This window comes from Xanthomonas translucens pv. cerealis, assembly GCF_006838285.1.
Taxonomy (GTDB): Bacteria; Pseudomonadota; Gammaproteobacteria; order Xanthomonadales; family Xanthomonadaceae; genus Xanthomonas_A; species Xanthomonas_A cerealis.
Map to the genome: position 1 here is coordinate 3029395 of NZ_CP038228.1, position 13672 is coordinate 3043066.

Consider the following 13672-nt stretch of genomic DNA (forward strand, 5'->3'; position numbering starts at 1 on the left):
GCCTGGTCGCGGCGGCGATGGCGCGCAATCCGCGCTCCCTCAAGGAGCGGCTTCAGCCGCGACAACTTCCGAAACCGGAAGGCCCGCCGCTGCGCTCGTCGCGACTGAAGTCGCTCCCACAAGGATTCCAGCGACGCCGCCGAGCGGCGAACCCTCTTGTGGGAGGGACTTCAGTCCCGACTGCATACCGGTTCGGAAAATTCACCAATTCGCTCGTCGCGGCTGAAGCCGCTCTTACAACAGCCTGCGGATAGCTTGCTGGGTGCACTGTAGGAGCAACTTCAGCCGCGATATGCCGTCACCCAATCCGCCTTATGCCAGCGTCAGCCCAGCGCACGCAGCTGCCGCAGCGTCGCCAGCTCAGCCGCGCCGCTGCAGCGATTCCTGCAAGACCTTCTGGAACTGCGGCAACGTGCACAGCTGGGTCTTGGCGTCGCTGCAGCCGGGCACGCGCAAGGTCTGCAGCAGCGGCGGCTTGCGCAGGCTCAGCGGGGTCAGCGCGCGCAGCTGGTCCAGCGATTGCGCCTGGTAGCGCAGGCGCACATAGCGCTGGCCGCTGCGCACGTCGCGCAGCTGCTCGAGCACCAGCGCGCCGCCCGGCGGCGAGTCGTCCTGGCCGAAACCGGGCAGATGGAAGTGCAGGTCGAGCAAGCCGCTGAGCGCGGCGATATGGGTATCGCTGGCAACCAGCACGCTCAGCTTCGGCGCGTGCGCCACACCCAGCGTGTCCAGCACCCGCCGCGCCAGCGGCGCGCCGGCGCGCGCGGCCATGTACTGCGGCCGCGCGTAGATCTCGAACAGCAACGCATGCAGCCGCGACACCACACCGATGCGTTCGCGGGTGGCGCGGCCCCAGCCCACCTGATCCAGCGGCAGGCCTTCGGTGTATTGCAGGATGAGCACCTCGGCGGTGCCGGAGGTCAGGTCCAGCGGACCGTGCATGGCGATGCCGCGGCCATTGGCGCTCGCGCTCAGCGACGAAGGCATGTGCGCGAAATCGCAGGTCTTCGCGCTGCAGCCGAGGATCTGCTGCATGGTGCGCAGTTCCTTCGCATACGGCGCGACGACCGCACCGGGACCGCCGGTCTGGCGCTGGATCGAGGCAACCGCCGCGTCCGCATCGAAATCCACCGCACCGGCCTCGACCGGACGGAACAGCGGATCGTCGCTGCCTTGCGGCTGATGCCCGGCCTGCAGCCCGCAGCCGGGCGCCAGCGCTTCGGCCAGGATCTGCGCGCTGGCGATGGTGCGCTGGTCGGTATTGGCGTAGACGCTGACCGCACCGGCCGCAGGACAGCCCGTGGCCGGCAGCACGCCGTCGCGCAGCAGCCATTGCCGGGTGTAGTCGCCGCTCAGTTGCACGCCGGTGCGGCCGTGCGCGGTCAGCAGGCTCGCCGGCGTGTCCCACAGCGGCCACGGACGGTCGGCCAATGCCGCCGCCGCGGCCTCGCCCTGCAGAGGCGCACGCACGCCGTGGCGGAACAACATCACCACCTGCTCGACCTGCAATGGCGGCGCAGACGCTTCGCGTGCAGGCCGCGCCTGCGCACCGGGGGTTGCTGCCAGCACGATCAAAAGCATCCAACGCATCCGCTTGCTCATCGTCGTTCCAGGAAAAAAGAAAAAGACAGCGCTCACTGCGCGGCACTCATCGTAATGCATGCCGATCCGATTGCAGCGCCGGCAGCGGCGATGGCGCGTCGGTCGCCGCGCCGCGGCGGGTCGCACGCACCAGCGGCATCATCGCTACCGATGCACCGCGCATCGGACACCAAGGCCCTCTGCGCGCGCCGGCGATCCTGCGCCGGCGCCTGGCGTCCAATATCGCATCCACGCCAACGCACGCGCCGCGGCGACATGCCGCGACACGCGAGGAAGGCCGGCCATGCACAGGCCGCCGGCTCAGAACGTGTACTTCACTGTCAGCAAGCTGGTGCGCCCGGCATCGACGATGTCCGAGATCGCGGTGCTGTTGCGGCCGACATGCGCCCAGTAGCTCAGGCGATTGCTCAGGTTGGCCACCGACAGGTCGGCGCGCAGGTGCTCGTTCACCGCATAGCCCACGTGCAGGTCGACGCGGGTGATCGGCTTCACCCACAGGTCGTCCCAGCTGGCGCCCTGGCCCAGGTAGTCGTAGACCGACACGTATTCGCCCGAGTAGTGGTAGCTCAGGTTCACCGACAGCGGCCCCTTCTCGTAGAACAGCTCGGCATTGGCCATCAGGTCCGGCGCGTTCTGGATGCGCTCGTCGTGGAAGCCGGTCATGCCCAGGTCCACGCGGGTGGACTGGCGGGTGACATTGGCGCCGATGCCGAAGCCGTCCAGCGGCGCCGGCATGCCCTGCAGCGTCTGCCGCACCGCCGCTTCCACGCCCAGCACCTTGCCGTCGCCGCCGTTCTGCGGACGCACGTAGCGCACGCCGGTGGCGTCGGTGTTGGCGCCGGCATTGGCCGCGTCCGAGCCGTTCTCGTAGATGTAGTCGGACAGGCGCTTGTAATAGCCGGCCAGCATCGCGTGGCCGCCGACACCGTTGTCCCATTCGCCGGACACATCGACGTTGACCGCCTTGATCGGCTTCAGGTCGGGATTGCCTTCGGTAATGGTGGTGACGACGGGGCTCTTATCAACGGCCACGTCGTAGTTGACGCCGCCGCCGAGCTGCACGAACGCCGGGCGCGTGTAGCTGGTCCACACCGAGGCGCGGTACACCGCGTTGGCGTTGCCGGGGCGGTAGTTCAGGAACACGCTGGGCAACGGCACGTCGTAGGTGGTGTGGTTGTTCTGGAAGTAACCGGCCAGTTCGTTGCCGCCTTTGTCCTTGGGCATGGTCCAGTAGGTATTGCGGATGCTGGTCTGTTCGAAGCGCAGGCCGGGGATGATCTCCAGGTCGCCGGTCTTGAACGTGGCCATCGCATAGGCCGCGGCCACTGCCTCGGTGCCGCGCATGGTATTGCAGTTCTGGTTGTTGATCGCCAGGCTACCGCAGGTGTCGAAGCTGCCCGGGGTCAGGTACTGCGCGATCGATGCCTTCAGCGCCGAGTTGCTGAGCTTGACCGTCGGGTAGTCGTACTTGCCCGGATACACCGCATCGTAGCTGCCGCTGACCAGGCCGCTGTTCTCCAGCAGGGTGCCGTCGGTGAACTTGGCGGTGGTCCAGTCGCGCGAGGTGTATTCACGCGAGCTGTCCACGTACTTCACGCCGAACTGCAGGCTGCTCAGCGCGCCGGCATCGACGTCGTAGCGCGCGTCGAACTTGGCGCCGCCCTTCTTCTGCCCGCTGTAGGACTTGGACAGCTGGCCGTGGCGGCGTGCGTACAGGCTGCCGATGTCGCTGGCCTGGGCCTGGATCGCCGGCGTCAACAACGGCATCGGGAAGCCTGCGCTGTCGTAGCCGACGAAGCTGTTGGCGCCGTACGGGAACTGGGTGGAGGTGTATTGATCCACGCGTGCGGAGACCTCGACGTGGTCCGGACGGTCGTTGTCGCCATAGCCGTAGAACAGGTTCGGCGACAGCGTCCAGTTGCCGAGCTGCTTGTCGGCGCCGAACTGGAACGTGGCGATGTCGGCCACTTCCGGGTTGGTCTCATACCAGTAGCGCACCGCCACGCGATCGATCTGCGGCTGGTAAACACCGCTCGTGCCGATCTGGGTCAGGCTGACGCTGGCCGGCACCAGCTGGGTGTAACCGGTGTTCTGCTCGGTCCTGGCGTAGGCGTAGGTGGCGCGCGCGTACAGCTGCAGGCTCGGGTCCACATGCCAGTCGAAGGAGACATTGCCGCCGTAGCGCTTGGTGTCGCCGCCGGAATAGCCGATGTTGGCGCCGGTCGCCAGCAGCAGCGCTTGCGGGTTGTCGCCAGGCGCCGGAGCTCCGCTGGCGGTAGTGCGGGAGAAATACTTCTTGTTCCAGTCGCCACGCGCGGCGGCGGCATTGGCCACTTCGCTGTTCACGTAGTGGCGCTCGTCGTAATAGGCGCTGGCGTAGAGGCCGAACTGGTGCTCGCTGCCGAACTTGGCGTGGAACTCGCCGGCCGCGCCCTTGCCCAGGCCACTCTCGTCGTAGTCGCGGGCGCGGCTTTCCATGCGCCCGCTGGCGGTGACGCTGCCGCCGAGCGCGTCGCTGTAGTCGAAACCGCTGGGCGTGCGGTAATCGATGGTGCCGCCGATCGCGTCGCCGTCCATCGCCGCGGTGGAGGTCTTGTTCAACACGATGGTCTGCAGGCCCGAGGGCGGCAGCAGGCTCAGTTGCACGCTGCGGCTGTACGGCATGCCCTGAGCGACGTTGACGCCGTTGATCAGGTTGACGTTGTATTCGGCGTTGAGGCCGCGCACCGAGGCGAACATGCCCTCGCCGCGCGCAGCGCCGTCGACGCCGCCGAAGTACGACTGCCCGGTGTTGACCACGTTGACGCCCGGCAGCAGGCCCAGCGCCTCGGCGATGTTGTGCACGGCGGTGTACTTCAAATCGTCGGCCGACAGCACGTTGGCGGTGTTGCTCGCCGCCATCTGCATGTCGGCGGCGGTGTAGCGGTTCGCCGCCACGGTCACCGCCGACAGGGTCTGCGGGTTGCTCTTGGCCGCGGCCGGCGCGGTGTCGTCGCTGGCGCCGCTCTGCGCCTGCGCGGGGTCTTCGGCGTGGGCGGCGGCGGCGAGGGCCAGGCTCAGGGCCAGGGCGATGGATCCGGCAAGCCGGTGCGGCCTGGCGCGGCGCGATGTGTGGTTCATGGGAATTCCATCAGGACGTGGGTGGTGTCCCGGCACGCAGCGACGCTGCGGCCGGAGAAGGCAAAGCACTGCCCGTATCGCCGGCGTCGAGCCGGCAACTGGGCGAACATCTGGGGGAGTTCCGTGTCGGAGCTGGGCCGTGCGAACTGACGGACCGTTAACAACTGCGGCGCAGTGTGTGCGGGGATGTTTACAGATGCGTGACTAAGTTCATAGGTGAACGGAAGCCCGATACGTCATCGATGCGTAAGCGTGCATATTGCAGGTGCGCATGGCGGCGGCGCTTTTCTCGCACCCGGCACGCGTGCCGCATGACCTTGGTCGCGCTGGCCCGGCACTCATCGACAGCACCGCATCACTCCAACGCGATCTGCGCATGCAGGATGCGGCGGATCTCCAGGATCGCCTGCGGCGTCTCCTGCTCGCTATGTCCGGAGGTGATCACCAGCTCCGACTCGGCGCCATCCAGATGCGCGCTGCGGTACGGCACCAGCCCGTCGTCGGCGTCGGCCAGCAGCAGCGCCGGATTGCGCAGGGCGATGATCGAGTTGTAGCGCACCGCCAACGAGATCGGCAGTGCGGCGGCCGCAGGCACGAACGGATCGGTATCGCGTAGATTGTCGATGCCGTTGGGCAGGCGCTGCGGCACGCCGTCGTCGCCGCCGATGTCGCGCATCACCTCCGTGAAGCACGCAAGCAAGGCTGCAGGCAAGCGAATCAGCCCGCCAACCAGGCGACCGATGCGGCCCTCGGCGAACGCGGTACCGCGGTGCGGCGCAGCGATGAAGATGGGGCGATCCACCTGCGGCAGCGGCGCGAAGCGCAACAACGGCTGCAGCCGCTCGCGTATCCGCGCGCCGCGTTCGCCAGTAAGGTCGCGGCCGGCGAGCAGGTCGTTCCAGATGCGCTCGCCGGAGTTGCTGACCAGCAGCCCGCGCGATCACCCCGCCCATACTGTGGCCGATCAGCACCATGTGCCGCGACGCCGGCGCCTGCCCCTGCGGATCGAAGTCGTGCAGGTCTGCTGCAGCAAGGTTTCGATCTGCGCGCGGTTCCAGGCGATCGGCATGTTGGTCGGGTAATAGACCTGCCAGATCTGGCAATGGCGGCGCAGTCGCTCGTCGCCCATGATCTCGTTGGTGACGTTGACCCAGGCTTCCGGGCTGCTGGCCAGGCCGTGCAGCATCAGCACGATGCGCCGGTTCGGGTCGTAGGGCTGCATCAGGTACAGGTGCGGCTGCTCGATGCCATGTTCGCGCCCCAGCATCGAGCGCAACGACTGCCTGGCGAAACCCGGACGCGCCAGCCACAGGCCGTAGGCGGCGGTGAAGTTGGCCGCCAGCGGCAGCCGCTGGCCGTGCACCACGACGTCATTGTCGCGATACGGATCGTAGGGCGCAATCACCACGCTGCGCGTGTCCAGCACCTGCGCCAGGCTGTCGCCGTCGAAGCGCAGCAGCACCGTGGTCGGCGCGTACGACAGTTCGCTGTAGCCGGCGGTATCGCGCGGCGCCTGGCCTGGATCCGCGACCAGGACCGCGGCCGGATCGCCGACCTGCGCCGGCGATACTTCCGCCACCAGCTCGGCGCCGAACCCATCGCGGCGATAGGTGCTGCGCAGGCCGTCGAAACGCAGCGAGGCGGCCGGCACCATCGCATTCGGCCGCGCCACCCCGCCCGGCAGGCGAAAACTGTCCAGCTGCGCGCGCACCTGCCAGCCGGCGGCGGCCAGCGTGTCGTCGTCGCGCAACTCGCCGCTGGCACTGCGCGCGCGCCAACGCGCGAACAGGGCGCCGACCACATGCTGCACCGCGTAGTTGTCGTCGTCGCGCACCTGCGTCTGCCGGTCCTCGAAGGCGCGCGCGCTGGCCGGGTGTTCGGTATGGAACAGGTAGGCATAGGCGTAGCGCGCCGTCTCCAGCCATGCCTGCAAGGCCGCATCGTCGAGCGCGACGGTCCCCTTCGGCGTGCGCAGCATCGCCGCGCGCAGCCACAGTTCCGACAGCGCCGCCAGGCGCCGTTCCTCGTCCAGTCCCTGCGGCGTGCGCAGTTGCGCGGCGCAGGCAGGAATGTCCGCCTCGCAGGCCTTGCGCTGGATCGCGACCATGCGCAGCGTCTCCTGGCTGGCGTCGCTGAGTTCGCCGGTGCTGAGCACGTCGCCGCGCTTGGTCGCGATGTAGTCGGCTGCCGCAGCGCCTGCGCGGCGCGCATCAGCGCGGCGATCCGGGCAGTTCTTCGCCGGGCATTTCTTCGCCGGGTATGCCTGCGCGGATACGCTGCGAGAAATCGGCGCCGGTGCCGGCCTGGCGCGCGCGTTCGCCGATGCGCCCACGCGCCTGCAGCGTGGCCAGCGCGTAGCCCGGCACGAAACCGTGCTGCGCATACACATACGACGGCAGATAGCCGGACAGCAGCAGGCGGTAATCCAGCGGCAGTTGCGGTTCGAACTTGCGCACCAGCTCGAACACGATGGTGGTGCAGTTACTGGTGGCGGTGTTGTAGAACTTCGGCGTGCGCTGCAGCTGCTGCGCGCGCGCCACGTAACCCATGAACAGCTGGCGCAACTGCGTGCGCGGAATGTTCAGGCGGTATAGATAGACGTCCTCGCCGCGCACGTTGCTGCGCACGGCGAGGATGTCGCGCTCGTCGGCGGCGATCATCGCCTGCTCGAAATTGCGGAAGAACCCGGCCAGCGCGGAGAACGATTCGCCGCGCTCCTTGCGGATTTCCAGCGAGAACACTACCCGGCGGCCGTCGTCGAAGCCGAACGAGACCAGGGTGTGTGCGATCGCCGGCCCCATCCAGTAGGACAACGCCAGGTCCGCCGAGACCAGACGGTCCAGGTCGTACTGGCGGGTTTCCCAACGCGGCGTGTAGTCGCTGTCGCTGCGCCAGGCGAAGTTGCGCACGTTGTGCAAGGTGACGAAGTGGCCGTCGTGGACCTGCGGCTGCAACGGCTGCGCCACGTCGTCGGCCCAGTCGCGGTTCTGCTCGGGCAGCAATTGCGACCAGCCGAACCCCAGGCCGGCGCAGGCCACGGCGAAGATCCACGGCAGCACCCGGTAGTCGCGATGGTGGCGCAGGCCCCACAGCGCGGCGCCGCCCATCGCCAGCCACAGCAATGCCGAGGCGTAGCGCACCAGGCTGCCGGTGTGCGGCAGGTAGGCCAGGAACAGCCCGCCCCAGACGCCGGCCAGCACGATCGCCAGCGCCGCCGCCGCGCGCGCGATGCGTGCCGGCCAGCGCCGCTGCGCGGCGATCGCGGCGGCAGCGCGGCCCTGCCCTTGCCCGCGGCGCAGGCTCATAGCGTCGCCGCCGCCGCGGGCGTGGCCAGCGCATGGCACAGCAGCCGGCAAGCGCGCAGCGCCAATACCTTGCGTTCGGCCTCGTCGCTGCCGCGCTGGCAAGCGCCGAGCATGTCCATCAACAGGGTCAGGTCGTCGCCGTCCAGGCCAGGGCGGCACAGGCCGGCGTCGGTGGCGCGCTGCAGGAACGGCAGCAGGATCGCCATCAGCCGCGCATGCGCCACTTCGATCTGCGGATGGTCGCGCGGCATCGAGCGCCAATAGTCGGCCAGCGGCGCGGACATGGCGATGTGCTCGGCGACATCGCGCAGCAACAGGAACAGGCCGTCGGGGCGCTCGCCGATATCGCGCGCGCTGCATTCCAGCCCGTCCAGGGCGCGCTGCAGGAGCGCGATCATCAGCTGCGCACGGTCGGCGAAATTGCGGTACAGCGTAGCCCGGCCCACGCCGGAGCGCTCGACCACCAGCTCCAGCGGCGCCAGCACGCCATGCTCGCAGAACACCTCGTCGGCCGCGTCGAGCAGCAGGCGGCGGCGTTGGGCGGCATCGGCGCGGAGGTCCATGCCGGGGATTATCGGACAATTTTGTCCACTTGCAATCACAGCGCCGGTGCGAGCGCGTCGCTGCCGTCCCGCAGCGCGCCCGGCGGCGCCGCTGCGGGGACTGCCCGGACCGGTCAGCCGGTGTTCTGCACGCCCTGCGAGACGCCGTTGACGCAGGCCACCAGCGCCCGCAGCAGTTCCTCGTCCTCGCCGTCGGTGGCCCGCCAGCGCTGCAGCAGGTCCACCTGCAGCACGCTGATCGGATCGATGTAGGGATTGCGCAGACGGATCGACAGCGCCAGCCGCGGGTCGTGCTGCAGCAGCGACGCCTGCCCGGTCAGCGCCTTCACCCAACCCTTGGTCAGCGCCAGTTCGTCGCGGATGCGCGGGAAGAAGCGCGCGTGCAGCGGCCCGGCCAGGCGCGAGAACATCTCGGCGATGTTGAGGTCGCCCTTGGACAGCACCATCGCGATGTCGTCGAGGAAGGTGCGGAAGAACGGCCAGTCGGCGGCCATCTCGCGCAGCGTGTCCTCGTGGCCGGCCTCCACCGCCGCGCGCAGGCCGCTGCCGACGCCATACCACCCCGGAATCACCGCACGCGCCTGGCTCCAGGCGAACACCCACGGGATCGCGCGCAGGTTGTCCAGTGCCGCGTCCTGGCCCAGCCGCCGCGACGGCCGCGAGCCCAGGGTCATCCGCTCGATCACGTCGATCGGCGTGGCCAGGCGGAAATAGCGCATGAACTCGGCATCGCCGACAAAGCTGCGGTAGGCGACGGTGCTGTGCTCGGCGACGATGTCCATCACCGGCCGCCACGCGTGCTCGCGCGCGTCAGGCGCGCGCGGGCGCAGGCTCGACAGCAGCACCGCGCCGGTCATCTGCTCCAGCGAGCGCAGCGCCAGCGCGCGGATGCCGTACTTGCGATGGATCACCTCGCCCTGCTCGGTCACCCGCAGGCGCCCATCGACGCTGCCGCGCGGCGCCGCTTCCAGCGCGCGCGTGGTCTTGCCGCCGCCGCGCACGATCGAACCGCCGCGGCCATGGAAGAAGGTCAGGCGGATGCCGAGGTCGGCAGCCGCGTCGAGCAGTTCCACCTGCGCGCGCTGCAGGCCCCAGCGCGAGGCGGCGATGCCGCCGTCCTTGCCGCTGTCCGAATAGCCGAGCATCACCATCTGCACGTCGTCGCGCGCGGCCAGGTGGCGGCGGTAGACCGGATCGGCGAGCAGGTCGCGCAGGGTGTCGGTGCCGCCGCGCAGGTCGTCCACGGTCTCGAACAGCGGCACGATGTCCAGCGGCACCGCGCCTTGCGCATCGACCAGGCCGCCGCGCCGCGCCAGGGCCAGCACGGTCAGCACGTCGGCGCGGTTGTGCGCCATGCTGATGATGTAGCTGCCCAGCGCATCGGCGCCGTGGCGCGCGCGCGCGTCGGCGAGCGCGGCGAACACCGCGTCCAGGCGCGCGTTGCCGGCATCGCCGGGCGCTGCCGGCAAGGTCTGCTCGCCGCCGGCATAGGCGCCGAGTACGGCGGCGCGCTCCTTGGGCGAACGCGTATCCCAGCCGTCGTCGCCCAACGCCGCGGCGACCGCGCGCGCGTGCACGCTGGACTCCTGGCGCACGTCCAGCCGCGCCAGGTGGAAGCCGAAGCTGCGCACCCGCCACAGCAGCCGGCGCACCGCGAACCAGCCGGCGTGCAGGCCCTTGTTAGCCTGCAGGCTGTCGAGGATCAACTGCAGATCCTGCTCCAGTTCGGCCGGTGCGGCATAGGCGCCCGGCGCATCGTCCAGCGTTGCCTGCAGGCGCGCGCGCATCAGGTCGTTGAGCAGGCGGTACGGCATGTCGGCATGGCGCGGCCGCGAGCGCGCCGCGGCCTCGGGCAGCAGTTGCCGGTAGCGTTGCAGCTGCGCCAGCAGCGCATCGCTGACCGCCACCAGCGTGGTCGATTGGCTCAGCAGGCTGGCCAGCTGCCACAGTTCCTTCAGATAACGGTCCAGCACCGCGCGGCGCTGCGCGTCGAGCGTGGCGGTGATGGTGCCGGCATCCACGTTCGGATTGCCGTCCATGTCGCCGCCGACCCAGGTGCCGAAACGCAGCAGCCGCGGCAGCGGCAGCGGCTCGCCGTAGGTCTCCTCGATCGCGTGCTCCAGGGTCTCGTACATCACCGGAATCACCCGGTACAGCACCTGAGTCAGGTAGAAGCCGACATGCTCGCGCTCGTCTTCCACGGTCGGCCGCACCGGCGAGGAATCGGCGGTCTGCCAGGAGGCGGTCAGCGCCATGCGGAAGCGCGCCGCATCGGTGGCGCGCTCGCCGGGGGTGCGCATGCCGTCGAGGTTGTCGACCAGGCTGGCCACCATCAATTGCTCTTTCTCCAACAGCGCGCGGCGCACCGCCTCGGTCGGGTGCGCGGTGAACACCGGCTCCACGTCGATGCGCGGCAGCCATTCGCCCAGTTCCTGCGCGCTCACCCCCTGCGCCTTGAGCCGGCGCAGCGCATCGTGCAGGCCGTCCGGCTGCGGCGTATCGGCGCTGTTGCGCTGGTAGTCGCGGCGGCGGCGGATGCGGTGCACGCGCTCGGCGATGTTGACCACCTGGAAGTAGGTACTGAACGCCCGCACCAGCGCCTCGGCGTCGCGCGGCGTACGCCCGTAGAGCTGCTCGCTCAGCGAGGACGGCGGCGCATCGCTCTCGCGGCGCGCGATCGCGGTGGTGCGGATGGTTTCGATCTCGTCGAGGAACTGCGCAGACACCTGCTCGGCGAGCAGGTCGCCGACCAGCGCCCCCAGTCGGCGCACGTCGTCGCGCAAGGGGATATCGGGCGTGGCAAACACGATGCTGCTGCGGTACTCGTTCATGGGAAACGCATGACTCGGCGGCGGAGGGGCGTCGCAAGACTAACCCAAAAGTATTAGTCCATCGCCCCAGTGTGGTAACGGCTTCAAAGCAAATCATTGGCTGTCGCTGGATGACCAGCGTGCGCCGCATCCCAGGCCAACCGCCTGTATTCAAGCGCCTCACGCCGCTGCCGCTATAATTGGTTATCCCTCCGCCGAGGGGCGCTGCGACCGTGTCGATGCGGGGTTCCCCGCCTGCAGACCCGGCCAGGCTCGGCGGCAGGCTTGAGCGACAACGGCGCCCGGACCTTCGCGAGTTTTCTCGCCATTGACCGGAGCTATACCGATGAACGCTGCACTGAAAAACTTTTCCGCACAGGGCGACTACAAGGTCGCCGACATCTCCCTGGCCGATTGGGGCCGCAAGGAGCTGGACATCGCCGAGCACGAGATGCCGGGCCTGATGTCGATCCGCCGCCAGTACGCCGCCGCCAAGCCGCTGGCCGGCGTGCGCGTGACCGGCTCGCTGCACATGACCATCCAGACCGCGGTGCTGATCGAGACGCTGAAGGACATCGGCGCCGACGTGCGCTGGGCCTCGTGCAACATCTTCTCCACCCAGGACCACGCTGCCGCGGCGATCGCCGTCACCGGCACCCCCGTGTTCGCCTGGAAGGGCGAGAGCCTGGAGGAATACTGGGACTGCACCCTCGACGCGCTAACCTTCACCCTGGCAGACGGCACCCAGACCGGGCCGGAGCTGGTGGTGGATGACGGCGGCGACGTCACCCTGCTGATCCACAAGGGCTACGAACTGGAAAACGGCTCCAAGTGGGTGGACGAACCCGCGTCCTCGCACGAAGAGCAGGTGATCAAGGACCTGCTCAAGCGCGTGGCGGTCGAGCGCCCCGGCTACTGGACCCGCGTGGTCAAGGACTGGAAGGGCGTGTCCGAGGAAACCACCACCGGCGTGCACCGCCTGTACCAGCTGGCCGAGGCCGGCACCCTGCTGGTGCCGTCGATCAACGTCAACGACTCGGTGACCAAGAGCAAGTTCGACAACCTGTACGGCTGCCGCGAGTCGCTGGCCGACGGCCTAAAGCGCGCGATGGACGTGATGCTGGCCGGCAAGGTCGCGGTGGTCTGCGGCTACGGCGATGTCGGCAAGGGCTCGGCGCACAGCCTGCGCGCCTATGGCGCCCGTGTCATCGTCACCGAGATCGACCCGATCTGCGCGCTGCAGGCGGCGATGGAAGGCTTCGAGGTCAACACCGTCGAAGACAGCCTGGGCCAGGCCGACATCTACGTCACCACCACCGGCAACAAGGACATCATCCGCATCGAGCACCTGACGCAGATGAAGGACCAGGCGATCGTCTGCAACATCGGCCACTTCGACAACGAGATCCAGGTCGAGGCGCTGTACACCTACCCCGGCGTGCAGAAGATCAATATCAAGCCGCAGGTGGACAAGTTCGTGTTCCCGAACGGCAACGCGATCTTCCTGCTGGCCGAAGGCCGCCTGGTCAACCTGGGCTGCGCCACCGGCCACCCCAGCTTCGTGATGTCCAACAGCTTCGCCAACCAGACCCTGGCGCAGATCGACCTGTGGCAGAACAAGGACAGCTACGAAAAGCAGGTCTACCGCCTGCCGAAGAAGCTGGACGAGGAAGTGGCGCGCCTGCACCTGGAAAAGATCGGCGTGAAGCTGACCACGCTCAGCGACGACCAGGCCGCCTACCTCGGCGTGTCGGTCGATGGGCCGTACAAGCCGGAGCATTACAGGTACTGAGTGGTTGCTGCATCGCTCATCAGTCGCTCATCGGGCGCCGCAAGGCGCCCGATGTGTTTGCGGTGTGCGCATCATGCGTGCCTGGTTGAACGGCATAGATAAATATCACACAAGCTGCGTTCAACCTCATCGAAATGTGCCAAGGTTCGATTCGCTTCAAATTTTCACTTGATTTATGCAATAAGAAAGCAGATTTTTCTTCAACCCTGGCGATATGATTGCGCCGTGGGGCGTCAGGCAATGGGATATAATTTTTCGATTGAAGGAATATCGCGATGAAGCATTTCTTTACGTCGTTGTCGAAATGGTTCCAGAAGCGCAGTGCGCGCAAACTTGGCTTCACCTACATCTATTGACAGCGAAGCCACCGAATGTGGCTTGACGATGGGGGAGGCACATCGTGCCTCCTTTTTCCCAGGCCAGCCACGGAAATGCAGTGCGGCACACCAGGCGTGCTGTTGCGCGGATCTGCAGTTTATT

Annotated in this window: 7 protein-coding genes, 1 pseudogene and 1 riboswitch; of the genes and pseudogenes, 1 reads left to right on the forward strand and 7 read right to left on the reverse strand. The window is 68.1% G+C overall.

The features are described 5' to 3' along the window. Window positions 1–360: 360 nt before the first annotated feature. From E4A48_RS13430 to ppc, 6 genes and pseudogenes are all read right to left on the reverse strand, one after another. Window positions 361–1602 (reverse strand): histidine-type phosphatase, encoded by a 1242-nt coding sequence (locus tag E4A48_RS13430; RefSeq protein WP_039007644.1) that lies wholly within the window; start codon window positions 1600–1602, stop codon window positions 361–363. Between the two features lie 300 nt (window positions 1603–1902). After that, the gene (locus E4A48_RS13435) at window positions 1903–4722 is read right to left on the reverse strand and encodes a TonB-dependent receptor (RefSeq protein WP_185910660.1); all 2820 of its coding nucleotides are present in this window, start codon (window positions 4720–4722) and stop codon (window positions 1903–1905) included. A 355-nt stretch (window positions 4723–5077) separates the two neighbouring features. Next, window positions 5078–6904 (reverse strand): annotated as a pseudogene (locus E4A48_RS13440) (esterase/lipase family protein); the annotation flags it as partial. A 28-nt stretch (window positions 6905–6932) separates the two neighbouring features. Continuing rightward, window positions 6933–8027 carry an Lnb N-terminal periplasmic domain-containing protein gene (locus E4A48_RS13445; RefSeq protein ID WP_260607953.1) on the reverse strand — a complete coding sequence of 365 codons (1095 nt, stop codon included), beginning with the start codon at window positions 8025–8027 and terminating at the stop codon, window positions 6933–6935. Next, complete coding sequence (locus E4A48_RS13450) at window positions 8024–8590, reverse strand: TetR/AcrR family transcriptional regulator (RefSeq protein ID WP_039007646.1); 567 nt, start codon at window positions 8588–8590, stop codon at window positions 8024–8026. The genes E4A48_RS13445 and E4A48_RS13450 overlap by 4 nt, the downstream gene beginning before the upstream one ends. 113 nt (window positions 8591–8703) lie before the next feature. Then, complete coding sequence (gene ppc, locus E4A48_RS13455; RefSeq protein WP_039007647.1) at window positions 8704–11421, reverse strand: phosphoenolpyruvate carboxylase; 2718 nt, start codon at window positions 11419–11421, stop codon at window positions 8704–8706. A 190-nt stretch (window positions 11422–11611) separates the two neighbouring features. Continuing rightward, window positions 11612–11711: riboswitch (S-adenosyl-L-homocysteine riboswitch) on the forward strand. Between the two features lie 35 nt (window positions 11712–11746). On the opposite strand from ppc, the gene ahcY reads away from it, so the two are divergent. Continuing rightward, window positions 11747–13192, forward strand: a complete 1446-nt coding sequence (gene ahcY, locus E4A48_RS13460) for an adenosylhomocysteinase (RefSeq protein WP_058196841.1) — start codon at window positions 11747–11749, stop codon at window positions 13190–13192. A 19-nt stretch (window positions 13193–13211) separates the two neighbouring features. Here ahcY and E4A48_RS13465 read toward each other — a convergent pair whose 3' ends face one another. Continuing rightward, complete coding sequence (locus E4A48_RS13465; protein WP_141696281.1) at window positions 13212–13535, reverse strand: hypothetical protein; 324 nt, start codon at window positions 13533–13535, stop codon at window positions 13212–13214. Between the last annotated feature and the right edge of the window lie 137 nt (window positions 13536–13672).